The following is a 26,384-nucleotide window of genomic DNA, read 5'->3' on the forward strand; positions in this document are numbered from 1 at the left end:
AAGTGTTATACACGGCGAAGCCATGTGCATAACACAAATAGAGAGGGTATAGAACTGGCGAATGTATAATCACTGAGAAGAAGCGAAATTTTAAACCTGAGGTTCAAATATGGAAAAATGGATTGTATTTGCAAAAAAAGCAGATTTTAATCAAATTGCAAAAAAATATAATATTAGTCCAATGTTGGCAAGAATTATAAGAAATAAGGATATAATAGAAGACAAAGATATTAAAGAGTATTTATATGGCGATATAAATGAACTCAATTCTCCATGGCTGCTAAAAGATATGGAAAAGGCTGTTGAAATAATAAAAATTAAGATAAGCCAGCAAAATAAAATAAGAATAATATGCGATTATGACATTGATGGTATTTGCTCAGGATATATTTTACTTGATTCATTAGAAAAACTGGGGGCAAATGTCGATATTGTTGTACCACATAGAATTGAAGACGGATATGGAATTAACAAAGATTTAATAAAAAAAGCGTATGATGATGGAGTAGATACAATTTTAACTTGTGATAATGGAATTGCAGCATATGAGCAGGTTGAATATGCAAAATCACTTGGAATGACCATAGTTATAACAGACCATCATGAAGTACCGTTTGAAGAGAAAGACGGCACTAAGGAATATATTGTTCCAAATGCAGACGCAGTTGTTAATCCAAAACAGGCAGATTGTGAATATCCATTTAAAGAAATTTGTGGAGCGACAGTGGCTTATAAGCTGATTACAGCAATTATAAATTCAATGGGCAGGGAAATGAGTTCAACAAATTATTTGCTTGAATATGTTGCAATAGCAACTATTGGAGATGTGGTTGAATTACAGAATGAAAATAGAATAATTGTAAAATATGGTCTGGATTTACTTAGAAAATCAAAAAATATAGGATTAAATGCACTTATAGATGCTTGTAAATTAAATAAAAATTTAATTGATTCGTACCATATAGGATTTGTAATCGGACCGTGTTTAAATGCAAGTGGACGACTTGATACAGCACAAAAGGCAGTTGCTTTGTTAAGAGAAAAAAATCAGGATAAAGCAAAAGACATAGCCACAGAATTGGTTGAATTAAATGACGAAAGAAAAAATTTAACTGAAGAGGGAACAAAGAAAGCTATAGAACAGGCTGAAAATTATAAAGAAGATAAAGTACTTGTTATTTATTTGAAAGACTGTCATGAAAGTATAGCAGGAATAATAGCAGGAAGAATTAGGGAAAAATATAATAAGCCATGTTTCGTGCTTACTAAAACGGCGACTGAGGTTAAAGGCTCAGGTCGTTCGATAGAAGAATATGATATGTATAAGGAACTAAGTAGGATAAAGGAATTGTTTACGAAATTTGGTGGTCATAAATTGGCTGCCGGACTTTCTTTACCACTGGAAAATGTTGATATATTAAGAGAAAAGTTAAATCAACTTACAACTCTTACGGATGACGACTTGTGTTCAAAAGTATGGATTGATATGCAACTACCAATTCCTTATATAACTAAAGAATTTGTAAACGAATTAGAAAAGTTAAAGCCTTTTGGAAAAGGAAACGAAAAGCCGTGTTTTGCTGAAAAAAATCTTAAAGTGAAAAATTTAAAAATCTTAGGCAAAGAAGGGAATGTTATAAAACTAAGTTTAAGGGATGAAAATAATTATGAAATCCCGGGAATAATATTCTCAAGAACAAGTGAATTTATGGAATTTATAACAAATAAATTTGGAAATGAAGAGGTTAAAAAGGCTTTGCGTGGAATGGATAATAATATAACAATAATGGCTGTATTTTATCCAAACATAAATGAATACAATGGAAATACACAATTACAACTTGTTATAAACAGATTTAGTTAAAAATATAAGTTTTTAATTGTTATAATTGAGAAAAATGTCAAAATAAGGCATAATATAGGGAATGAGAGTATTGAAAAAAATGAAAAATAGAAATAAAATTAGTTATCATAATATTGGAGGATAAATATGCGTAAAGTAGAAGATTACATAAGAAGTATACCGGATTTTCCTGAACCGGGAATTATTTTTAGAGATATTACAACAGTAATGCAGGATTCTGATGGATTTAAGCTTGCAATAGATTCAATGGAAGATACAATTAAGGATTTAGATTTTGATGTGATTGCGGGATTAGAGTCAAGAGGATTTATGTTTGGAACACCTATAGCATATAATATGGGAAAACCATTTGTGCCAATTAGAAAAAAGGGAAAACTTCCATGTGAAACAATTAGTGAAGAGTATAGTCTTGAATATGGAACAGCTGAAATAGAAATTCATACTGACGCAATTAAAAAAGGACAGAAGGTCGTTATTGTTGATGATCTTATTGCAACAGGAGGAACTGTAGAAGCTGCAATAAAGTTAATTGAAAGATTAGGTGGAGAAGTTGTAGCGTGTGTATTCCTTACAGAATTAGTGGATCTTAAAGGTAGAGACGTGTTAGAAGGATATAGAGTAGAATCTATAGTTAAATTTGATGGAAAATAAATAGATATTTACGAAAGATGATCAAGTTGTCACACAATTATGATTATTACATCCTTTGCTATAGTAAAATTTGTATGAAGAGAGGGAAAATATATGAGCGACGACATAAAGATGAATGAATTAAAAATTGAAAATCATGGTGTGATTCCCAAAGAAGAAGAACATACAACGCCTGAGAAACTTTACGAAAGACTAGTTGAAAAAATAAAAAAATATCATCCTTCAGCAGGTGATTTGAAAATAATTGAAAAAGCATATAATATGGCTAGAGAAGCTCATAAAGAGCAGAAAAGAAAATCAGGTGAACCTTATATTATTCACCCTCTTTGTACTGCAATTATATTAGCAGATTTAGAGCTTGATAAAGAATCAATAGTTGCAGGTTTGTTACACGATGTTATGGAAGATACAAGTGTTACAAAAGAGCAGATTACTAAGGAATTTAGTGAAGAAGTAGCAGATCTTGTTGATGGTGTTACAAAGATTACAAAATTAGACTATGATGTTGATAAGGTTGAAGAACAGGCAGAAAATTTACGTAAGATGTTTCTTGCTATGGCAAAAGATATCAGGGTAATTTTGATAAAATTAGCAGACAGACTTCATAATATGAGAACATTACAGTATATGAAGCCTGAAAAACAAAAAGAAAAATCAAGAGAAACTATGGATATTTATTCTCCAATAGCGGATAGACTTGGTATTTCTAAAATTAAAATTGAACTTGATGACCTGGCTTTAAGATATTTGGAACCGGAAAAATATCGTGAGATAGTTGATGGCGTACATGAAAGACTTGAGCATAGAGAAGATTTTATGAATGATTTGATTGCCCAGGTTAAAACATATATTGAAAAAGCAGGAATTAAGGCAACAATCGGTGGAAGAGTAAAGCATTATTTTAGTATTTATAAAAAGATGGTAAACCAGCAAAAAACACTTGATCAGATTTACGATGTATTTGCGGTACGAATTATTGTTGACACAGTAATGGAATGTTATGGTGCATTAGGTGTAATTCATGAAAAGTATACTCCTGTACCGGGAAGATTTAAGGATTATATTGCCATGCCAAAGCCGAATATGTATCAGTCATTACATACAACGCTTATCGGACCAAATGGACAGCCTTTTGAAATACAGATTCGTACTTATGACATGCATAGAACTGCTGAATATGGTATCGCAGCACACTGGAAATATAAAGAAAATATTACAGGTGAATATAATGAAGAACAGAAAATCAGCTGGTTAAGACAGATCCTTGAATGGCAGAGAGATTTGTCTGATAACAGAGAATTCTTAAGCCTCTTAAAAGATGATTTAAATATGTTTTCTGACAGCGTTTATTGTTTTACACCTAACGGCGATGTTAAAAATCTTCCGGCAGGCTCAACACCTATAGACTTTGCTTACAGCATTCATAGTGCAGTAGGTAATAAGATGGTAGGGGCAAGAGCAAATGGAAAAATGGTAAACATTGATTATAAGATTCAAAATGGTGACCGTGTAGAAATTGTTACATCTAATAACTCAACAGGCCCAAGTATGGATTGGTTGAAAATTGTAAAAAGTACACAGGCTAAGAACAAAATTAATCAATGGTTTAAGCAACAGAATAAAGAAGAAAATATTATTAAAGGTAAAGATTTAATAGATAAATACTGTAAAGCAAAAGCAATTGTTTTATCAGATATTATGAAACCTGAATTTACTGATAAGGTTCGTTTGAAATACGGATTTAAGGACTGGGATTCAGTAGTTGCATCTGTAGGTCATGGTGGATTAAAAGAAGGACAGATTGTAAATAAACTTCTTGATGAATATAACAAAGTTCATAAGACGATTGTAAGCGATAAAGATGTATTAGATTCAGTTGATGACAATAAGAACAATGGAATCAGAAAAACTACTTCAAAGAGTGGAGTTATTGTTGAAGGAATGAATGATGTGGCTGCAAGATTTTCTAAATGTTGTAGTCCGGTTCCGGGTGACGAAATTGTTGGATTTGTTACGAGAGGTCGAGGATTATCGATTCATAGAACAGATTGTACGAACATCATTAATTTGCCTGATATAGAAAGAGGCAGATTGATTGAAGCGAGCTGGGCTGAAGATGAAACAAAACAGACAGGAAAATATAATTCTGAAATTACTATTTATGCTAATAACAGAATTGGTATTTTAGCAGATTTATCAAAAGTATTTACTGAAAGAAAAATTGATGTTTTAAGCATAAACAGTAGAACAAGCAAGTCAGGAGTTGCTACAATATCAATGACTTTCCAGATTCAGGGAACAGATGAATTAAGAGAACTTATTGCAAAAATAAGAACAATTGACAGCATCATTGATATTGAAAGAACTACAGGCTGATATAATAAAAATGGGAGAATTTAAATGGCAGAGTTAGAAATAAAATGTTTGACAGTTAGCAGTTGTTACACAAATTGTTATGTATGCTGCAATAAGGATACAAAAGAAGGGTTTATTGTGGACCCGGGCGATGATTTTGTTAAAATAACAAATTATATTAATTCAATGGAAATGAAAGTGGTTGCAATCATACTTACACATGGTCATTTTGACCATATCGGAGCAGTAGACAAGCTTAAAGAAAGATATGATTTAACAGTATATGCTTCTGAGGCAGAAAAGGACACAATAACAGATACTACAAAAAATCTTACAAGTTATTTCGGAGAACCATTTACAGTTACTCCAGATGTTTATTTAAAAGATGGACAGGAAATTGAAATAGCAGGAATTTTGATGAATATGATATTAACACCCGGTCATACAGAGGGAAGCTGCTGTTATTATTTGCCAAATCATGGCTTGTTATTTAGCGGAGATACATTATTTCAGGCAAGCCGTGGAAGAACGGATTTTCCGGGTGGAAGTGATAGCCAGATTATTAATTCCATTAAAACAAAATTATTAGTACTTCCTGACGAAACTGTTGTTTTACCGGGACATATGGATAGTACAAAAATTGAATTTGAAAAAGGATTTTACAGATGATAGATATACAGATTATGCCTGAACAGTTTGCATATGATGTGCAGTCATTAGTTAAAGCCTTTTATTCAGAACATGATTTTAAAGTAAACCAGGTTGTAGATAATTCTTATAGGATTGTTAAGGTTTATTTTGAAAATGAAATAAGATTTGAACTATATGATAATGATAAAAAGCTTTTTGAAGGATATGAAAAATGCGACTTTTCAAATAGAAAAGAGACAAAGAATATTCTTAAAAAGCTTTTATATCGTGGAATGCAAATTGATACAGGAAAAGAATTGCCGTGGGGAGATTTGACGGGAATCAGACCTGCAAAAATACCGGCGCTTCTTTATGAAGAAGGAAAAAAAGAAGAAGAAATCAGAAGATATATGAAAGAAACGTATATGATTTCTGATGAAAAATTAGATTTGGCAATGTATATTGCAAAAAGAGAACATGAAATTTTAAAGGATATAAATTATAAACAGGGTTATAGCCTTTATATTGGTATTCCATTTTGCCCAACAACATGTCTTTATTGCTCGTTTACATCATATTCTGTTTCATTTTACAAAGATAAAACAGATACATATGTTGATGCATTGATAAAAGAAATAGAATATGTAGGAAGCAGATTAAAAGACAGGGAACTTAATAGTGTTTATATTGGTGGGGGAACACCCACAACACTAGAGCCTTATCAGCTTGATAAATTAATTACAGCATTAAAAGATAATTTTGATTTTTCAACTGTTAAGGAGTTTACGGTTGAAGCGGGACGACCTGATAGTATTACATCAGATAAACTAGATATGTTAAAAAAACATAATGTATCAAGAATATCAATTAACCCACAAACAATGAATCAGGAAACTTTAGATATAATTGGAAGAAGACATACTGTAGAGCAGGTTATTAAAGCCTTTAATCTTGCAAGAAAAAAAGGCTTTGACAATATAAATATGGACTTTATAATAGGACTTCCTAATGAGACGGTAGATATGGTTAGACATTCAATGGAGGAGACGAAAAAACTTAATCCGGAAAGTCTTACAGTACATTCATTAGCAGTAAAAAGAGCAGCCAGACTTAATACTGAAAAAGAAAAATATCAGGATTATACTTATGAAAATAATTCTAAATTAATGAATATTACAATGGATTACTCAAAAGAAATGAATATGAAACCGTATTATTTATATAGACAAAAGAATATGGCTGGAAATCAGGAAAATGTCGGATATTCAGTTTATGGCAAAGAATGCCTGTATAATATTTTGATGATGGGAGACAGACAGGATGTTTTTGCACTTGGAGCGGGCGGCACAACGAAAATTATGTCAGAAGACAGATTAAGTGCAAAAAGAATAGATAATGTAAAGAATGTAGACCAATATATTGATAGAATTGATGAAATGATTGCTAGGAAAAAAGAATACTTTGACAAATTATAAATAAAAGGTTGAGTATTTCACAAAAAGAGTGTAAAATTTTATAGTTAAATCAGTGTTAAATAGAGGAGAAATAAGATGGCCTTAAGTAAAAAACCGGTTACCGGAATGAAAGAAATTCTTCCGGAGGAAATGAAGATAAGAAACTACGTAATGGACGTAATTAAAGAAACATATAGTGCTTTTGGATTTACTCAGATAGAAACACCTTGTGTTGAAAATATTGCTAACTTAAGTAACAAGCAGGGTGGAGAAAATGAAAAGCTGATTTTTAAGATTTTAAAAAGAGGAGAAAAATTAAATCTTGAAACAGCACAGACAGAAATGGATGTTGTTGATAATGGTTTGAGATATGATTTGACAGTACCTCTTGTTAGATTTTATTCAAATAATGCAAATAATCTTCCTTCACCATTTAAGGCACTCCAGATGGGCAATGTATGGAGAGCTGACAGACCACAGAGAGGAAGATATCGTCAGTTTATGCAGTGCGATATTGATATATTAGGTGAACCAAGTAATCTTGCAGAAATCGAACTTATTCTTGCAACAACAACAACGCTTGGCAAACTTGGATTCAAGAATTTCCAGATTCGTATTAACGAAAGAAGAATCTTAAAGGCAATGGCTGCATATAGTGGATTCCCGGAAGAAAGTTATGATAGTGTATTTATCATTCTTGATAAGATGGATAAGATTGGACTTGAAGGTGTAAAAGAAGAACTTATTAAGTATGATTTTGATGAAGAATCAGTAGAAAAATACACAAATTTATTCAAAGAAATTGAAAACAAAGAAAATCCGGTTACTTATTTAGCAGAAAAATTAGACGGATTTATGGACGATGACGTAAAGCAGTGGATGGAAGAAATTATTGATAGTGTAAGAGCTACTAAAGCTTCAGAATTTGAAATAGTATTTGATCCAACATTGGTTAGAGGAATGTCATATTATACAGGAACAATATTTGAAATTGCAATCCCTGAATTTGGCGGAAGCTGCGGTGGCGGTGGACGTTACGATAAGATGGTTGGTAATTTTACAGGAAGAGATGTTCCTGCGTGTGGATTTTCTATTGGATTTGAAAGAATCGTTTTATTGTTAATGGAACAGGGATTTAAAGTTCCAACAGAGAATAAGAAGGTAGCTTATTTAATAGAAAAAGGGGTTAATGGTGAAAGATTATGTGAAGTAATCGCTAAAGCACAGGAAGAAAGAAAAACAGGAAATCAGGTTCTTGTTGCAAGAATGAATAAGAACAAAAAATTCCAGAAGAGTCAGTTAGAAGAACAGGGATATAATGAATTTAAAGAATTTTATAAAAATCCTTTAGCATAAAGAAAAATAGGAGGAGAGTCATGGCAGAATCAATGCAGGGACTTCATAGAAGTCACAGATGTACAGAAGTATCAAACAAAAATATTGGTGAAACAGTTACAGTTATGGGCTGGGTTCAGAAGAAAAGAAATTTAGGAAGTCTTATTTTCGTAGATTTAAGAGACCGTTCAGGTCTTCTTCAGCTTGTATTTGATGATAATGACAAAGAAGTATTTGAAAAAGCAGGAAAATTAAGAAACGAATTCGTAATTGCTGCTGTAGGAACTGTAAATAAGAGAGCAGGTTCAGTTAATGAATCTATGGAAACAGGTGATATTGAAATAAATGTTACAAGTTTAAGAATTTTATCTGAATCAGAGACACCCCCAATTCCGGTAGATGATGATGCAAATACAAAAGATGAATTAAGACTTAAATATAGATATCTTGATTTAAGAAAACCTCATTTACAGAAAAATCTTAAGTTAAGATCAGATGTAACAACATTTGTTAGAAAGTTTATGGCAAATGAAGGATTTCTTGAAATTGAGACACCTATTCTTAACAGAAGTACACCAGAAGGTGCGAGAGATTACTTAGTGCCTAGCCGTGTTCATCCGGGAACATTTTATGCACTTCCTCAGTCACCACAGGTATTAAAACAGCTTCTTATGTGTTCAGGATGTGATAGATATTTTCAGGTAGCAAAATGCTTTAGAGATGAAGATTTAAGAGCAGACAGGCAGCCTGAATTTACACAGCTTGATATGGAATTATCATTTGTTGATGTAGATGATATTTTAGATGTTAATGAAAGAATGCTTCAGGCATTATGGAAAGAAGTATTAGGAGTAGATGTTACATTGCCACTTCCAAGAATGACATGGCAGGAAGCAATGGACAGATACGGTTCAGATAAGCCTGATACACGTTTTGGAATGGAACTTATCAATGTTACTGACGTTGTTAAGGATTGCGGATTTGGTGTATTTTCAGGAGCAGTAGCAAATGGTGGAACTGTTCGTGGTTTAAATGCTAAAGGACAGGGTGAAATGGCAAGAAAGAAAATTGATGCCCTTGTTGAATTTGTAAAGACTTATGGCGCAAAAGGTCTTGCCTATATTGCAATGCATGAAGATGGAACAATTAAATCTTCATTTGCTAAATTTATGACAGAAGAAGAAATGAATAATCTTATTGCCGCTATGGGTGGAGAACCTGGAGATTTATTGTTATTTGCTGCAGATAAGAATAAAGTTGTATGGGATTCTCTTGGAGCATTAAGACTTGAACTTGCAAAACAGATGGATATAATTCCTGAAGGAAAATGGAACTTCTTATGGATTACAGAATTTCCACAGTTTGAATGGTCAGATGAACAGGGAAGATTCCTTGCAATGCATCATCCATTCACAATGCCTATGGAAGAAGATATTCAGTACTTAATTTCTGATCCCGGACGAGTTCGTGCAAAAGCCTACGATATCGTATTAAACGGTACAGAATTAGGTGGTGGTAGTGTGAGAATACATCAGGCAGATGTACAGGCTAAGATGTTTGAAGCACTTGGATTTACACCTGAACAGGCAAATGAAAAATTTGGTTTCTTATTGACTGCATTTAAATACGGTGTACCTCCACACGCAGGACTTGCTTATGGATTAGACAGACTTGTAATGCATATGGCAGGAGAAGATAACATTCGTGAAGTTATCGCTTTCCCTAAAGTAAAAGATGCATCATGTCTTATGACAGATGCACCAAATGTAGTTGATGATGTTCAGTTACAGGAACTTCAGATTAAATTAGATTTGAAAGAAAAAGAACAGTAAGAATTAATGTTATAGTGTTTAATTATACTGATGTCTTTTGAATATTAATTTGAATTTTTATAAGAAAGTATATTAGAATTCAATTATTCCTAAAATATACAGAATGATAATAACATTTATAATAAAACAAACAGGCACTCCAATAATGAATTTGGGGTGCTTTGTTTTATGCCTGAAAAACTGCATTCCAAGAAATGCACCCACCGAGCCACCAATAAATGCAGAAAAAATTAAAGTGTTTTCACTTATTCTAAATTTATGCTTTATAGCCTTCTGTTTATCAATTCCATAAAGAATAAATGCTGAAATATTTATTATCAATAAATACAAAATAAGTAATTCATATTTCATAGGTACCTCACTTTCTGTAAATAAAAATTAATAGTTGCAGCGAAGCTTTCTGACTTCGTCTTGGAGTTTTCCGGTATAATCAGCTAATTCATTGTATTGATTAGTGATGCTAGTCTGAATTTCTTTTAAATTTTCAATTTCTGAATCTTTATCATCTAATATTTGGTTGAAATAAGCCTGTAATTTTTCTAATTCCTTATCAGTGTGCTTTGTTAGATTAGATGATGAATCAGGATTAGAAGAATTATACTGTTTAGATAATAAATTTACAATAGAATAATCTGAATTTACACTGTATATATCAAAATCCTGTGAAGAATAGAATACAAATAAATATAATAAAGAATCGGATGAAAATACATTAAAACCGGAAATTATTTTGTCTGATTTTAACAACGTAAAATCTTTGGCAAATGTTGTGTATCTGCTAACCCTTATGGAAAAATGACTGTCTTTTAAATTATGGCTGCAATAAAAAATGTTCAGGCAATTATAAAATTGAATAAATTTGAAATTTGTATTTTCAATATTAGAACTTGGAACATTTCCTTCAATGATATAATCTTCACGTATATTAAGGTTATCCATTGAAGAAATAACGGTCTGATGATTAAGGGATATGTAATGAATGAGTTTTAAATCAGAACAAATATCAAAATCAGACTCTACATCAGTAAAAATAATTCCGTGATTTCGGATTCTTCCTGAATTAATTGAGTACATAGTAACTTTTTCATTTTCTAAATAAAATATAACCGGTTGTCCGGATTCTAATTGTGTAATTTTATACATACAAATACTCCTTTTAATATCTTTTAAATCACTATTGTGGGAGATGAAATAACTATAAGAAAGAGCATTTGTCACCGCCGGTTCAAATTGACAAATATATTTTGCTTAGGACTAAAAGTCCTAATAGCAAAATATATTTGGAAATTTAGAACTGCTGCGAGTGACAAGCAGCGAGAGCGTTCTTTCAATAGTTATTTCATCTCCCACAATTATGTAATAAAATATATTCTTGAAAATGAACATTATGAATATTTTGGCATAAAATAAAGTAAACAAAATATGGAGATACAATATGTCAGAGTACAAGGTGATGGATTGCGATGAGTGCTGTAACTGTTGTAAAAGAGAGTGTGATGTTTGCATCAGACCATCTTGCGGGGAGCCGGAAGAATTATCTGTGTTTGCTCCTGTAATATATGATGAAGTAGGAATTAACCTCTGTAGAACGATAACTATTCCGCAGAATATTTTGACTCAATATCCTACAACAAGTTATGTTCAATTATTAGTTGCAAATATAAAAATATACTCAGGAAAAGGATTTTTAACAGGAGAAGAAGAAAATGTTGAGTATACAGAAGAAGAACAGCAGGAGATGGGAAATCCACCTGTATTTTCAACTGTAACTACAATACCGGGAAGAGCAAATTGCTTAAGGGTAAAATTAACGGATTTAAGAGTTGTGTTTAATGTAAGATTATTTGACAGTTGCAAAAAATATCTTGCTACAGTACCACTAGAGGCTGTATATCTTCCAGCTGTAGGAACTACGAATTACGATCCTGATACAAATCCAAGGAGTGTAACAGTAGATATGTATGCACCGTATGGAGCATCCTCTGTTTATAATAATTATAATGAATATTTTATTAATTATGTAGGATTTAATATGTATTATAATACAGTGGAAAATGGAATTAATATGAATGCAGTTGCTAAAGTTATGGAGTTTGATCCGGCAACAGGTACAATGTCAGCAGGCATAACATTATATTTGAGAACTGTATACTATGAAGCATATAAATTTAATACAATTGGAAAAACTATACCACCTAAAATGAATACACATGAAGCTGAAAGTAATCCATGTCTAAAATTTGTAGAGGGTGATTTGCTACTTCAGAATGTTAAACCATTAGAATTAGAGCCACCTAAATGTGAAGGAAAAAAGAAGGCAGAATGTAAAGAAAGAAATGAAATAAATCAATGCATAAAAAAAATCCTAAATAATTGCTACAGCGAAAGCGAGGATGAAGAAGCAGGTCAGTAGCGTTCAATGGATTGTTTATTAAAATACCCATAGTTGAAAACTAATGGAACTGCTAAGACAAACCCAAATTTGATGTTAGTAATGAAACTGTGGGTATTTTTGTAATTAAAAATAAATAAACAGGAAAGATAACTATTAACATTAAACTTTACATTTGTTAGTTAAAAAATAACAAATTTTTAAAAATAGTTTTAAATTTGGCTTTAATGTGATAAAGTGTTAGTAGTTTGACAAATTTAGGAGGTAAGATTATGTTTACATTTGAAGAAGTACAAAAAGTTGATCCTGAAGTTGCAGCAGCTATTGCTCAGGAAAATGACAGACAGCAGAGCCATTTGGAGCTTATTGCATCTGAAAATATTGTTAGTAAAGCAGTTATGGCAGCAATGGGTAGTCAGCTTACAAATAAATACGCAGAAGGATACCCGGGAAAAAGATATTATGGTGGATGCGAGTATGTTGATATCGTAGAAACACTTGCAATTGAAAGAGCAAAGAAGTTATTTGGATGTACATATGCTAATGTTCAGCCACATTCAGGAGCACAGGCTAACTTTGCAGTATTCTTTGCACTTGTAAAACCGGGCGATACAGTAATGGGAATGAGTCTTGATGCAGGCGGACATTTAACACATGGAAGTAAGGTTAATGTATCAGGAACATATTTTAATATTGTTCCTTACGGTGTAAATGACGAAGGCTACATAGATTATGATGAAGTATTAAAGATTGCTAAGGAAGCAAAGCCAAAGCTTATTGTTGCAGGTGCAAGTGCTTACCCAAGAGCAATTGATTTTAAGAAATTTAGAGAAATTGCAGATGAAGTAGGTGCATATTTAATGGTAGATATGGCACACATCGCAGGTCTAGTTGCAGGTGGACAACATATGAGCCCAATTCCATATGCTCATGTAACAACAACTACAACTCATAAGACACTTCGTGGACCAAGAGGTGGATTAATTTTATCAAGTGAAGAATTTGCTACAGAACATAAATTAAATAAGGCAATTTTCCCAGGAATTCAGGGTGGCCCTTTAATGCATGTAATAGCAGGTAAGGCAGTATGTTTCAAGGAAGCATTAGACCCATCATTTAAAGAATATGCTAAGAACATTGTTGATAATGCATCAGCTTTAGCTAATGGTTTAACAAGCAGAGGATTTGACCTTGTTTCAGGTGGTACAGATAATCATTTAATGCTTGTTGATTTAAGAAGCAAAAATATTACAGGTAAGGAATTTGAAATCGCATTAGATGCTGCAAATATTACATGTAACAAGAATGCAATACCAAATGACCCACAGAAACCTGGTATTACAAGTGGTGTACGTATTGGAACACCTGCAATTACAACAAGAGGCTTAGATACTTCAGATATGGATTTAGTTGCACAGGCAATGACATTAATTGCAGATAATGCTAATGCAAATCAGGAAAAAGCAAAAGAAATTGTTAAAGGACTTACAGATAAGTATCCTTTATATAAATAATTTTTGCTTATAAATATTTAAGATTTATTAATAAATGTATTTTTATAATAAGTCTATGGTAGAATGATGCCATAGACTTATTTTTTTAGGAAAATGTATGGAGGTAACAAAAAATGAGAGTGATTGATTTAATATCAAAGGCAAAAGAATATCTGGTTGCAGGGATTGTTATAGTTGCCATATTAGCAATTATTATAGCTGTTGGTTATTTTATAGTGTATAAGAAGATTTTAAATGGCAAAAAGCAAATAAATAAGAATAGTGTAATATGGTTAATTATATTTGGAGTTTATTTAGCTGTTGTGTTGATGGCAACTATGCTTGATAGAATTTCAACAATGGGATTCAGAAAAAATATAATTCCATTATTTTATTCTTATAAATCAGCATGGAATAATTTCTCGGCTATTGAATGGAGAAACATTATTCTAAACATTTGTATGTTTATTCCATTTGGTCTTTTGCTTCCGTTTGGAATTAAAAAGGCAAAATACTGGTGGGTTACATATGTCTGTGGGTTAATTTTTACAGTCTTAATTGAAAGTGTGCAGCTTATTACAGGAAGAGGCGTATTTGAATGTGACGATGTGTTCAACAATTTGTTAGGAGCAATGATTGGATATGGTTTTTATGTTTTAATAGCTTATATTTATGCATGCAATAAAGGAAATAAGAGTGGAATTAAAAAAGTAATATTTAGTTTTGTTCCTTTATTTGGCACGATTATAATGTTTGGTACAATATTTGGAATATATAATTCACAGGAATTTGGAAATTTGAACCTAAATTATATTACAAAAGCAAATGTAAAAAATGTATCGACAAATGAAAAGTTAAGCAATGAAAAAGCAACATATCCTGTTTATATGGTTGAAGGTACAAATAAAGAAAAATCGAAACAATTTGCCAAAGAATTTTTGAAAAATGTTGGAGACAAATTGGATGATTCTTTGACAGATTTGTATGACGAAACAGCTATTTATCATGGAGAAATAGGTAATGTATCTGTTGAATATATAGATGGTACATATACATATACGGATTTCAGTATATATTTTGATGATGAAGAAGAGGATGGAACGACAAAAACTGACTCGCAGGTAACGGAAGATAAACTTAGAGAAATGTTAAAAGATTATGGTGTTTATATTCCGGCAGGTTGTACATTTGAAAATAAAGGTGACGGAATATATTCTCTTAGTGCAGATAAAATTATTGAAGATGAAATTATGTATAATGGAACAATTGAAGCAACTTGCTATCAGGGAGATAAGATAGGAGATATAAATTATAATATAGTTAAATGTAAGAAGTTAAAAGATGTGAAATGTATTTCATTAAGGGATGCTTATGATATGATTAAAGAAGGAAAGTTTAATTATTATTCAAATGAAGAACTTGATGTTAAAGTAAAAAATGTGGGTGTAGATTATTTTACTGACACAAAAGGATATTATCAGCCGGTATATGTTTTTAATGTTGATATGAATGGTGAAGAAACCCAGATAGATATACCTGCACTTAAGAAGTAATGAATGTAATAAAACTTTATGAAGAGGTGACAAACATATGAAATCAAAATCAGAAAAGAGTATTGACCTATATTATATGTTGTTAAAGCGTGGATATCCGGAAGAATTTTGTGACCAAATCACAAAAAACTTAAACACTGATTGGACAGCACAGCGTATGATAGGTTATCTGTCGCATTATGATAAACTTCCGCTTGAGGAGATAGTAGATGAAATGTTGGCAATACTTAGCGATAGAAATAGAATTATGATGAAACATGATTTGGAAGAGTCTAATGCAAGATGGAATGATTACTTGAATAGATAGAGTCTTATTTGCTAATACTACAAACATGATGATCAGAAATTTTTTAAAGTGTGGAATAGCAGGTTGGTGTATGGAGGTCGTTTGGACGTCCATAATGGGAATAAAGAATCATGACAGAAAAATGATGGGAAAGACCTCAATATGGATGTTCCCAATATATGGACTAGGTGCAGTTATTAAACCGCTAAGTAGAAAAATTAGAAAATTTAATATGATATTTAGGGGATTTATTTATATGGCTGGAATTTACTTCGTGGAATTTATTTCGGGAACGATATTACAACGAAAGAACTGCTGCCCATGGAATTATAGCAAATGTAAATATAACATAAAGGGAGTTGTGCGCCTAGATTATGCACCTTTGTGGTTTATGGCAGGGCTTCTTTTAGAAAAAGTGGTAAATAAACAGGAAAAATAATAAAATCAAAAAATAAATGGGCAGATAGGATGAAACCTTGATGCCCATTTATTTACTAAAAAAATTAATATAAACAATTATTTCGTTTAATTTTATAAGACTTATTAAATAAAATTTATCAAAATAAATTTGTATAAAAAACTAATTTTTATATTATAAAAGATATTAAAATAATTTATTTCTTAAAGAAATCTATAATGTCATCCATTTTAGAAGTCATTGACATAAATAACATATCTACTAATGTAAGAGCTACCATTGATTCTACAACAACTACGGCTCTAGGAACAATTATTGGGTCGTGTCTTCCGTGAATGCTGATTTCTATTTCTTCGTTTGATTTATTAACTGTACTCTGAGTTTTAGCAATAGAAGGAGTAGGCTTGACTGCAGCTCTTAAAACAATATCTGAGCCATCGCTTATTCCACCAAGTATTCCTCCGGCATGATTTGTGGATTTGACAATTCTATCATTTTCTATTTTGAAGTTATCATTGTTTTCTGAACCGCAAGCAGAGGCAACGGCAAATCCATCTCCGATTTCAACACCTTTAACAGCTCCGATAGACATGACAGCCTTTGCTAAATTTGCATCAAGTTTTTCAAATACAGGTTCACCAACTCCGGCAGGCATATTTTTAACAACGCATTCAATAATGCCACCAACGGAATCAGTATCAGCAATTTTTTCTTTTAATAGTTCCTGAGCTTTAGCAGAAGCTTCTTTGTCAGGCATATATAAAGTGTCTTTTAAAATATTATCTTTATCAAGTTTGTTATAATCTATTTCTACATTACCAATTGATTTAGAGTAGGTAGTAATAGATATGCCAAGCTGGTTTAAAATTTTTGAAGCAATGGCACCTGCTGCAACTCGTCCGATAGTTTCGCGTCCTGAAGAGCGTCCGCCACCACGATAATCCCTAAAACCAAATTTTTCGTCAAATGTATAATCGGCATGTCCCGGACGATAATAATTTGCAATTTCGCTGTAATCTTTTGAACGTTGTTCTTTGTTACGCACAATCATTGAAATAGGTGTTCCTGTAGTTTTCCCTTCAAATACACCTGAAAGAATCTCTACAAGATCGCCTTCATTTCGCTGAGTAGTGAAAGCAGACTGACCTGGTTTTCTTCTGTCTAAAAATACCTGAATATCTTCTTCGCATAAAGAAAGACCGGCAGGACAACCGTCAACTACAACACCTAAAGCTTTTCCGTGGGATTCTCCCCATGTGCTTATTTTTAATGTATTACCATATGTTGAACCAAACATAATGAGCCTCCTAATTGTAATCAGAAGTGTTTAACAAATAAATTTGTGTAAACTTTTGAGTAAAATTCATAATATATCTTCTGTAAATTTGCTTGTATTAGTATAACAAGATATTACAGATGAATCAAATATAAAGTGAGATTTAGAAACGAATATAGTTTTAAAAAAATAGAACCTCCTTGAATTAACTACCAAAATCCATTATTATATAAAGGATTGGACTAATGAAATTTGGTAATAATTTAGAGAGGTATAAATCGAATGAAACAGATAAAATTAGGAAAGACAAATATATCAGTACCGGCAATCGTTTTAGGTTGTATGAGATTAGGAGCACTTGATTTAAAAACAGCAGAAAAATTTGTCGATACAGCTTTAGAACTTGGGATTAATTATATTGATCATGCTGATATTTATGGTGGTGGAAGCTGCGAAGAGTTATTTGGAAAGGCAGCAAAACTTAACATTTTAACAAATAGAGAAAAATTCTTTATTCAGTCCAAATGTGGTATTGTTCCGGGTGTTATGTATGATTTTTCAAAGGAACACATCATTGATTCAGTAGACGGAATACTTAAGAGACTTGGAACAGATTATTTGGATGCATTATTACTTCACAGACCGGATGCATTAATGGAACCTGAGGTTGTAGCTGACGCATTTGATACATTGGAAAAAAGTGGAAAGGTAAGAAATTTTGGCGTTTCAAATATGAATCCTATGCAGATTCAGTTGCTTCAAAAATATGTTAAGCAACCAATTTGTGCAAATCAGCTTCAATTAAGTATTACAAATTCAAATATGATTAGTCAGGGTCTTGAAGTAAACATGTCATCTGATGGGGCTGTAAATAGAGATGGAGCAGTTCTTGATTTTTGCAGATTAAACGATATAACAATTCAGACTTGGTCTCCGTTCCAGTATGGATTTTTTGAAGGTGTATTTATTGGAAATGATAAATTCCCTGAACTTAATAAAGTTATTGACGAATTGGCACAAAAATATAATGTGACTCCTACAACAATTGTGACAGCGTGGATATTAAGACATCCGGCTAATATGCAGATGATTGCAGGAACAACAAATCTCGAAAGATTAAAACAGATTGCACAAGCATCTGATATTGAAATTTCAAGAGAAGAATGGTATAAATTATATTTGTCTGCCGGACATATATTACCATAAAGAAGGAAAGAAAATTTTATGTATAAAATATTGAAAACTGATGGTTTGGCTAAGCGTGGAGAATTCGAAACAGTTCACGGTACAATCCAGACACCGGTATTTATGAATGTAGGAACTGCTGCAGCAATTAAGGGAGCAGTAGGAACAGAAGATTTACAACATATAAAGACTCAGGTCGAATTGTCAAATACATATCATTTGCATGTACGACCGGGAGACCACATTGTAAAACAACTTGGAGGTCTTCATAAGTTTATGAATTGGGATAAGCCTATTCTTACGGATTCAGGCGGATTTCAGGTATTTTCGCTTGCAGGACTTAGAAAGATAAAAGAAGAGGGCGTATATTTTCAGTCTCATGTAGATGGAAGAAAGATTTTTATGGGACCTGAAGAAAGTATGCAGATTCAGTCAAATTTAGCTTCAACAATTGCTATGGCGTTTGATGAATGTCCTTCAAGTGTTGCATCAAGAGAATATATTCAGGCATCTGTAAATAGAACAACAAGATGGCTTGAGAGATGTAAGAATGAAATGAACAGATTAAATAGTCTTGAAGATACAATTAATAAAAATCAGATGCTGTTTGGTATTAATCAGGGTGGAATATATGATGATATTCGTATTGAACATGCAAAAGCGATAACTGAAATGGATTTAGACGGATATGCAGTAGGTGGACTTGCAGTAGGTGAAAGTCATGAAGAAATGTATAGAATCCTTGAATCAGTGGTACCTTATTTACCACAGAATAAACCAACTTATCTTATGGGAGTTGGAACACCTGCTAATATTTTAGAAGCAGTTGATAGAGGTGTTGATTTCTTCGACTGTGTATATCCTACAAGAAATGGACGCCATGGACATTTGTATACTAATAAGGGCAAGATTAACTTATTTAATGCAAAATATGAGACAGATGACAGACCAATTGAAGAAGGATGTCAGTGTCCTGCATGTAAACATCATAGCCGTGCATACATCAGACATTTGCTCAAAGCAAAAGAAATGCTAGGAATGAGATTATGTGTGTTGCATAATTTGTATTTTTATAATACAATGATGGAAGAAATTCGAGCTGCCATAGAAGCAGGAAATTATAGTGAATATAAAGCAAAGAAATTAGAAGGCTTTAAAGAAAACGACAAGCGTTAGGAGGATTAAAATGACAGATATGTTATTAGCTTCATCATCAACAGGTGGTGCAATGGGAACAGTTATGATGATTGTTTGGTGTGTGGTAATCTTTGGATTTATGTATTTTGCAATGATTCGTCCACAGAAAAAACAGGAAAAGAGACAGGATGAAATTAGAGAAAGTGTAGCTGTTGGAGACAGTATTCTTACAACAAGTGGATTTTACGGAATGGTTATTGATGTTCAGGACGATATGGTTATCGTAGAATTTGGTAATAACAAAAACTGCAGAATCCCAATGCAGAAAACTGCAATTGTTGATGTTGAAAAAGCAGACGCAGAATAATTAAGATTAAGATTTAGAGAGAAGTTCGAAAAGAATTTCTCTCTTTTGTTATACACAATGAGCCAAGCACTTTCTGCTTTTTGCTTGCAAAAAAAGCAGAAAGTGTTTGGCGAATGTATAATCACCGAAAAGAAGCAAAGCGGATTTGAGGTGGTTATAAATGGCGAAGCCATGTGTATAACAAAAACGTAAAAAGAAAGTGTTTGGCGAATGTATAATCACCGAAAAGAAGCAAAGCGGATTTGAGGTGGTTATACATGGCGGAGCCATGTGTATAACAAAACTCAAGCATCAGAAAGTGTTTGGCGAATGTATAATCACCGAAAAGAAGCAAAGCGGATTTGAGATGATTATATATGGAGAAGCCATAAGTATAACAAAAGTTGAAGAAGAGAATAAAATAATATAATTAATATACATCAAGAAAATAGATATATATGTATGGTTGAAAAAATGTCGTATTTGCGATAAAATGTAAAAGTTAACGTGGATATTTATACATATTAAAAACGTTACAAGATACTAAGAAAAAGAGAGGACAGAGCAATGGATTTTAATATTGCAGTTATTCCAGGTGATGGAATTGGACCCGAAATTGTAGCAGAAGCACAGAAGGTTCTCGACACTGTCGGTAAGAAATTTGGTCATTCTTTCAGTTATACTGAAGTTGATATGGGTGGAGTTTCAATCGACAAACACGGAGTGCCACTTACAGATGAAGCATTGGCAACAGCGAAAGCTAGTGATGCAGTACTTCTTGGGGCTGTCGGAGGTGTCGTGGGAAAGGATAGTTGGTATGATTTACCACCACATCTTAGACCAGAGGCAGGGTTGCTTGCAATTAGAAAAGGCTTAGGTCTATTTGCAAATTTAAGACCTGCTTATTTATATAAAGAATTAAAGGGTGCATGCCCATTAAAAGAATCTGTAGCAGATGCCGGATTTGACATGATAATTGTTAGAGAATTAACAGGTGGTCTTTATTTTGGTGAAAGAAAGACAGAAGAAGTTAATGGTGTAATGACAGCCATTGATACTTTAAAATATGACGAAAACGAAATTAGAAGAATCGCTATTAAAGCATTTGAAATTGCAATGAAGAGACGCAAGAGCGTTATTAGCGTTGATAAGTCAAATGTTTTAGATTCATCAAGACTTTGGGATAAGGTAGTTACAGAAGTAGCAAAAGATTATCCGGAAGTAACATTAACACATATGCTTGTTGATAACTGTGCAATGCAGTTAGTTAAAGATCCTGCACAGTTTGATGTAGTTGTTACTGAGAATATGTTTGGTGATATTTTATCAGATGAGGCAAGTATGGTAACAGGTTCAATTGGAATGCTTTCATCAGCAAGTCTTGCAGAAGGCAAATTTGGATTATATGAACCAAGTCATGGAGCTGCACCTGATATTGCAGGACAGAACAAGGCTAACCCAATTGCAACAATTCTTTCAGCTGCTATGATGCTTAGATATTCATTTGATTTAGATGAAGAAGCTAAGGCAGTTGAAGATGCAGTACAGAAAGTATTAGAAGATGGAATTCGTACAATTGATATTATGTCTGATGGGATGCAGATGGTTGGATGTAAAGAAATGGGCGATTGCATCTGTGAAAGAATATAGAATATATAGGAGGCAGTTATGAAGAGTGATGCAGTAACAAAAGGATTACAGCAGGCTCCACACAGATCATTATTCAATGCTCTGGGGCTTACTGAAGAAGAAATGAACAGACCATTAGTTGGTATCGTATGTTCATACAATGAAATTGTACCAGGTCATATGAATCTGGATAAAATAGCAAATGCAGTTAAAATGGGTGTCGCTATGGCGGGTGGTACACCTATTATGTTCCCGGCTATCGCAGTATGTGATGGTATTGCAATGGGACATATAGGAATGAAATATTCTCTTGTAACAAGAGATTTGATTGCTGATTCAACAGAAGCGATGGCATTAGCTCATCAGTTTGATGCATTAGTTATGATTCCTAACTGTGATAAGAATGTTCCCGGATTATTAATGGCTGCAGCAAGAATTAATGTTCCAACAGTATTTGTATCAGGTGGACCAATGCTTGCAGGTCATGTTAAGGGACAGAAGAGAAGCTTATCATCTATGTTTGAGGCAGTAGGTGCTCAGGCAGCAGGAAATATTACATTAGATGAATTAAAGGAATTTGAACAGAATGTATGTCCTACATGTGGTTCATGTTCTGGTATGTATACAGCAAATTCAATGAACTGTTTAACTGAAGCATTAGGTATGGGACTTAAAGGAAACGGAACAATCCCGGCTGTATATTCAGAAAGAATTAAACTTGCAAAACATGCCGGTATGAAGGTTATGGAATTGCTTGAAAAAGATATTAAACCAAGAGATATTATGACAAAGGATGCAATCTTAAACGCATTAACAGTAGATATGGCACTTGGATGCTCAACAAACAGTATGCTTCATTTGCCTGCAATCGCTCATGAAATTGGATTTGATTTTGATATTTCATTTGCTAATCCAATAAGTGAAAGAACACCTAACTTATGTCATTTAGCACCTGCAGGTCCTACATATATGGAAGATTTGAATGAAGCCGGTGGTGTATATGCAGTTATGAATGAGTTAGCAGAAGCAGGACTTCTTAACTTAGATTGCATGACAGTTACAGGAAAGACAGTTGGAGAAAATATTAAGGGAGCTGTTAACAAGAACCCTGAAGTTATCAGACCATTAGATAATCCATATAGTAAGACAGGTGGTCTTGCTGTATTAAAAGGAAATCTTGCACCGGATGGTGGTGTTGTAAAGCGTTCAGCAGTTGTTGATGAAATGATGGTTCATGAAGGTCCGGCAAGAGTTTTTGACTGTGAAGAAGATGCAATTGCAGCTATTAAAGGTGGAAAGATTGTTCCTGGTGATGTTGTTGTTATCAGATATGAAGGACCAAAGGGTGGTCCTGGTATGAGAGAAATGTTAAATCCAACATCTGCTATTGCAGGTATGGGATTAGGTTCATCTGTTGCATTGATTACAGACGGACGTTTCTCAGGTGCTTCAAGAGGTGCATCTATCGGACACGTTTCACCGGAAGCAGCCGTAGGTGGTCCTATAGCATTAGTTGAAGAAGGAGATATTATAAAGATTAATATTCCTGAAATGACATTAAACATTGACGTTTCTGATGAAGAAATGGCAGCAAGAAAAGCAAAATGGCAGCCAAGAGAACCTAAGGTTACAACAGGATATCTTGCTAGATATGCATCTATGGTAACTTCAGGAAACAGAGGCGCAATTTTAGAAATAAAGAAATAAAAAGAGAGGGTAAAAATATGCAATTAACAGGTTCAGAAATAGTTGTTGAATGTTTGAAAGAACAGGGTGTTGATACAGTTTTTGGTTATCCTGGTGGAACAATTCTTAATATTTATGATGCTCTTTATAAACATTCAGATGAAATTACACATATATTAACATCCCATGAACAGGGAGCTGCACATGCGGCAGACGGTTATGCAAGATCAACAGGTAAGGTTGGTGTTTGTATGGCAACATCAGGCCCTGGAGCAACAAACCTTGTTACAGGGATTGCTACAGCATATATGGATTCAATTCCGATTGTTGCAATAACAGCAAATGTTGCTAAATCAGGACTTGGAAAAGATTCTTTCCAGGAAATTGATATTGTAGGTGCAACAATGCCATTTACAAAGCATAATTTTATAGTAAAGGAAATTGAAGATTTAGCAGATACAATTAGAAGAGCATTTACAATTGCTAAATCAGGAAGACCGGGTCCGGTATTGGTTGATATTACAAAGGATGTAACAGCTAATAAAACTGAATATACAAAACAGACACCTAAGGCAATTGAACCATATACAGATACAATCAAAGAAGAAGATGTTGATCAGGTTGTAGAATTAATCAAAGAATCAAATAAGCCATTTATCATTGCCGGAGGCGGATTAGTAGCTTCAGGAGCACAGGATGAATTTAGAAAATTTGCAGATTTAATCGATACACCTGTTTGTGATACATTAATGGGTAAAGGTGCAATTGAAGGAACAAATGCACGTTATACAGGTATGATTGGTATGCATGGAACAAAGGCATCTAACTTTGGTGTAACACGATGCGATTTATTAATTGTTATTGGTGCAAGATTTAGTGACAGAGTTGTTGGTAATTCAAGTAACTTTGCACCGGATGCAAAAATTATACATATTGACATTGATCCAACTGAAATTAATAAAAATGTTAAGGCGGATGCAAGCATTATCGGTGATGCAAATGAAATCCTTAAGAGATTAAATGCTAAGTTAGATAAGCAGAATCATAAGGAATGGATGGATGAAGTTGTTGAATTAAAGAACAAATATCCATTAGCATTAGATAAAACAACATTAAACGGTCCATCAATTATTGATGCGTTATATGATATTACAAATGGTGATGCAATTGTAACAACTGACGTAGGACAGCATCAGATGTGGGCTGCACAGTTCTATAAATATAAAGAAACAAGACAGTTACTCACATCAGGTGGTCTTGGAACAATGGGATATGGTGTTGGTGCATGTATAGGTGCTAAGATGGCAAATAAAGACAGAATTTGTGTTAACATTGCAGGTGATGGATGTTTCAGAATGAATATGAATGAAATTGCTACAGCAACACGTTATAATATTCCAATCATTCAGATTGTAATTAATAACCACGTATTAGGTATGGTTAGACAGTGGCAGACATTATTCTACGGTAAACGTTATTCAAATACTGTATTAGATGACCAGGTTGATTTTGTTAAGATTTCAGAAGGAATGGGTGCAAAAGCATACAAATGTACAACAATTGATGAATTCAAAGATGCATTAAAAGAATCAATTGAATTAAATATTCCTTGTGTAATAGATTGTCAGATTGACAGCGATGATAAGGTATTCCCAATGGTACCGGCTAATACACCAATTAGCGAAGCTTTTTCTGAAGAAGATTTAGCTGCAAAGGGATATGACTGCTAAGAGACAGTATATATAAAAATTAGGAGGAAATAGAAAGAAATGGCAAGAGTATACAATTTTTCAGCAGGACCTGCTGTATTACCAGAAGAAGTATTAAAAGAAGCAGCAGATGAAATGTTAGATTATAAGGGATGTGGAATGAGCGTAATGGAAATGAGCCATCGTTCAAAAATGTTCCAGCAGATTATTGATGAAGCAGAACAGGACATTAGAGATTTAATGGGTATTCCTGATAATTATAAAGTATTATTCCTTCAGGGTGGTGCATCACAGCAGTTCGCTGCAGTACCAATGAACTTAAAGAAGAATGGCAAGGCTGCTTACATTGTAACAGGACAGTGGGCTAAGAAGGCTGCTGCAGAAGCAGAAAAGTATCTTGAAGTACAAAGAGTTGCTTCATCAGCAGATAAGACATTCTCATATATTCCTGATTGTAGCGATTTAGATATTGATGATGATGTTGATTACGTATACATTTGTGAAAACAATACTATTTATGGTACAAAGTATCATGAATTACCAAATACAAAAGGACATACATTAGTAGCTGATGTATCTTCATGTTTCTTATCAGAACCTGTTGATGTATCAAAGTATGGTGTAATTTATGGTGGTGTTCAGAAGAACGTTGGACCAGCAGGTGTTGTTATTGCGATTATTAGAGAAGATTTAATTCCTGAGGAAGTTGATAGCACAGTTCCAACAATGCTTCAGTGGAAAACACAGGCAGATGCAGGATCACTTTACAATACACCTCCATGCTATGGAATTTATATTTGTGGAAAAGTATTTAAATGGATTAAGAAGATGGGTGGCCTTGATGCAATGAAGAAACGTAACGAAGAAAAGGCTAAGATTCTTTATGATTTCCTTGATAATAGCAAATTATTTAAGGGTACAGTTGTTCCAAAAGACCGTTCACTTATGAATGTACCTTTTGTAACAGGTGATGCTGATTTAGATGCTAAATTTGTAGCAGAAGCTAAAGCTGCCGGACTTGAAAATCTTAAAGGACATAGAACAGTTGGTGGTATGAGAGCAAGTATTTACAATGCTATGCCAATTGAAGGTGTTAAGGCATTAGTTGAATTTATGGAAAAATTTGAAAAAGAAAACGCATAATAAGGAGAAG

General features: G+C 33.2%; 23 protein-coding genes. 20 read left to right on the plus strand and 3 right to left on the minus strand.

Annotation, left to right across the window (positions count from 1 at the left end):
* Positions 1-109 precede the first annotated feature (109 nt).
* The 7 genes from recJ to aspS all read left to right on the plus strand — a co-directional run bounded on the left by recJ (position 110) and on the right by aspS (position 10,121).
* Complete coding sequence (recJ, locus tag DWW96_RS03890) at positions 110-1,864, plus strand: single-stranded-DNA-specific exonuclease RecJ (protein WP_117909226.1); 1,755 nt, start codon at positions 110-112, stop codon at positions 1,862-1,864.
* Between the two features lie 126 nt (positions 1,865-1,990).
* Positions 1,991-2,515 carry an adenine phosphoribosyltransferase gene (locus DWW96_RS03895; RefSeq protein WP_022088158.1) on the plus strand — a complete coding sequence of 175 codons (525 nt, stop codon included), beginning with the start codon at positions 1,991-1,993 and terminating at the stop codon, positions 2,513-2,515.
* Between the two features lie 111 nt (positions 2,516-2,626).
* Complete coding sequence (locus DWW96_RS03900; protein WP_117909511.1) at positions 2,627-4,891, plus strand: bifunctional (p)ppGpp synthetase/guanosine-3',5'-bis(diphosphate) 3'-pyrophosphohydrolase; 2,265 nt, start codon at positions 2,627-2,629, stop codon at positions 4,889-4,891.
* Between the two features lie 24 nt (positions 4,892-4,915).
* Positions 4,916-5,539, plus strand: coding sequence for an MBL fold metallo-hydrolase (locus DWW96_RS03905; protein WP_117909229.1), 624 nt, complete (start codon positions 4,916-4,918; stop codon positions 5,537-5,539).
* Positions 5,536-6,975, plus strand: a complete 1,440-nt coding sequence (hemZ, locus tag DWW96_RS03910; RefSeq protein ID WP_117909231.1) for a coproporphyrinogen dehydrogenase HemZ — start codon at positions 5,536-5,538, stop codon at positions 6,973-6,975. Before DWW96_RS03905 ends, hemZ begins: the two co-directional genes overlap by 4 nt.
* A gap of 75 nt (positions 6,976-7,050) precedes the next feature.
* The gene (gene hisS, locus DWW96_RS03915; RefSeq protein WP_022088154.1) at positions 7,051-8,310 is read left to right on the plus strand and encodes a histidine--tRNA ligase; all 1,260 of its coding nucleotides are present in this window, start codon (positions 7,051-7,053) and stop codon (positions 8,308-8,310) included.
* 20 nt (positions 8,311-8,330) lie between these two features.
* Entirely contained in the window at positions 8,331-10,121 is a 1,791-nt protein-coding gene (gene aspS / locus DWW96_RS03920; protein WP_022088153.1) for an aspartate--tRNA ligase, read from the plus strand.
* A gap of 72 nt (positions 10,122-10,193) precedes the next feature.
* Here the strand turns inward: aspS and DWW96_RS03925 are convergent, their stop codons facing one another.
* Both DWW96_RS03925 and DWW96_RS03930 read right to left on the minus strand, forming a co-directional pair.
* On the minus strand, positions 10,194-10,472 hold the full coding sequence (locus DWW96_RS03925) for a DUF1294 domain-containing protein (protein WP_117909233.1): 279 nt from the start codon (positions 10,470-10,472) through the stop codon (positions 10,194-10,196).
* A 27-nt stretch (positions 10,473-10,499) separates the two neighbouring features.
* Positions 10,500-11,264, minus strand: coding sequence for a hypothetical protein (locus DWW96_RS03930; protein ID WP_117909235.1), 765 nt, complete (start codon positions 11,262-11,264; stop codon positions 10,500-10,502).
* A 292-nt stretch (positions 11,265-11,556) separates the two neighbouring features.
* Between DWW96_RS03930 and DWW96_RS03935 the strand changes: the two genes are divergently transcribed.
* The 5 genes from DWW96_RS03935 (at position 11,557) to DWW96_RS03955 (ending at position 16,284) form a co-directional block, all read left to right on the plus strand.
* Positions 11,557-12,534, plus strand: coding sequence for a hypothetical protein (locus DWW96_RS03935; protein WP_117909237.1), 978 nt, complete (start codon positions 11,557-11,559; stop codon positions 12,532-12,534).
* A 251-nt stretch (positions 12,535-12,785) separates the two neighbouring features.
* Positions 12,786-14,027 (plus strand): serine hydroxymethyltransferase, encoded by a 1,242-nt coding sequence (glyA, locus tag DWW96_RS03940; RefSeq protein WP_117909239.1) that lies wholly within the window; start codon positions 12,786-12,788, stop codon positions 14,025-14,027.
* Positions 14,028-14,140: 113 nt separating this feature from the next.
* A complete protein-coding gene (locus DWW96_RS03945; RefSeq protein WP_117909241.1) occupies positions 14,141-15,559 on the plus strand; it encodes a VanZ family protein in 1,419 nt (472 codons plus the stop codon).
* Positions 15,560-15,596: 37 nt separating this feature from the next.
* Positions 15,597-15,866: a hypothetical protein gene (locus DWW96_RS03950; protein WP_199522672.1), complete on the plus strand. Its 270-nt coding sequence runs from the start codon at positions 15,597-15,599 to the stop codon at positions 15,864-15,866.
* A gap of 28 nt (positions 15,867-15,894) precedes the next feature.
* A complete protein-coding gene (locus tag DWW96_RS03955; RefSeq protein WP_347496331.1) occupies positions 15,895-16,284 on the plus strand; it encodes a hypothetical protein in 390 nt (129 codons plus the stop codon).
* A gap of 175 nt (positions 16,285-16,459) precedes the next feature.
* Here the strand turns inward: DWW96_RS03955 and aroC are convergent, their stop codons facing one another.
* Positions 16,460-17,560: a chorismate synthase gene (aroC, locus tag DWW96_RS03960; protein WP_117909245.1), complete on the minus strand. Its 1,101-nt coding sequence runs from the start codon at positions 17,558-17,560 to the stop codon at positions 16,460-16,462.
* A gap of 261 nt (positions 17,561-17,821) precedes the next feature.
* Between aroC and DWW96_RS03965 the strand changes: the two genes are divergently transcribed.
* The 8 genes from DWW96_RS03965 to serC all read left to right on the plus strand — a co-directional run bounded on the left by DWW96_RS03965 (position 17,822) and on the right by serC (position 26,374).
* Positions 17,822-18,745, plus strand: a complete 924-nt coding sequence (locus DWW96_RS03965) for an aldo/keto reductase (protein ID WP_117909247.1) — start codon at positions 17,822-17,824, stop codon at positions 18,743-18,745.
* An 18-nt stretch (positions 18,746-18,763) separates the two neighbouring features.
* Positions 18,764-19,900 (plus strand): tRNA guanosine(34) transglycosylase Tgt, encoded by a 1,137-nt coding sequence (gene tgt, locus DWW96_RS03970; protein WP_117909249.1) that lies wholly within the window; start codon positions 18,764-18,766, stop codon positions 19,898-19,900.
* 19 nt (positions 19,901-19,919) lie between these two features.
* Complete coding sequence (yajC, locus tag DWW96_RS03975; RefSeq protein WP_346432181.1) at positions 19,920-20,228, plus strand: preprotein translocase subunit YajC; 309 nt, start codon at positions 19,920-19,922, stop codon at positions 20,226-20,228.
* Between the two features lie 199 nt (positions 20,229-20,427).
* Entirely contained in the window at positions 20,428-20,637 is a 210-nt protein-coding gene (locus tag DWW96_RS03980) for a hypothetical protein (RefSeq protein ID WP_117909250.1), read from the plus strand.
* Between the two features lie 137 nt (positions 20,638-20,774).
* The gene (gene leuB / locus DWW96_RS03985) at positions 20,775-21,857 is read left to right on the plus strand and encodes a 3-isopropylmalate dehydrogenase (RefSeq protein WP_022087950.1); all 1,083 of its coding nucleotides are present in this window, start codon (positions 20,775-20,777) and stop codon (positions 21,855-21,857) included.
* Positions 21,858-21,875: 18 nt separating this feature from the next.
* Positions 21,876-23,543, plus strand: a complete 1,668-nt coding sequence (ilvD, locus tag DWW96_RS03990; RefSeq protein ID WP_117909252.1) for a dihydroxy-acid dehydratase — start codon at positions 21,876-21,878, stop codon at positions 23,541-23,543.
* 17 nt (positions 23,544-23,560) lie between these two features.
* Complete coding sequence (ilvB, locus tag DWW96_RS03995) at positions 23,561-25,252, plus strand: biosynthetic-type acetolactate synthase large subunit (protein ID WP_117909254.1); 1,692 nt, start codon at positions 23,561-23,563, stop codon at positions 25,250-25,252.
* A gap of 39 nt (positions 25,253-25,291) precedes the next feature.
* A complete protein-coding gene (serC, locus tag DWW96_RS04000; RefSeq protein WP_022087947.1) occupies positions 25,292-26,374 on the plus strand; it encodes a 3-phosphoserine/phosphohydroxythreonine transaminase in 1,083 nt (360 codons plus the stop codon).
* The last annotated feature ends 10 nt before the right edge of the window (positions 26,375-26,384 follow it).

Source organism: Eubacterium sp. AF17-7 (assembly GCF_003461285.1).
Taxonomy (GTDB): Bacteria; Bacillota; Clostridia; order Lachnospirales; family Lachnospiraceae; genus Eubacterium_U; species Eubacterium_U album.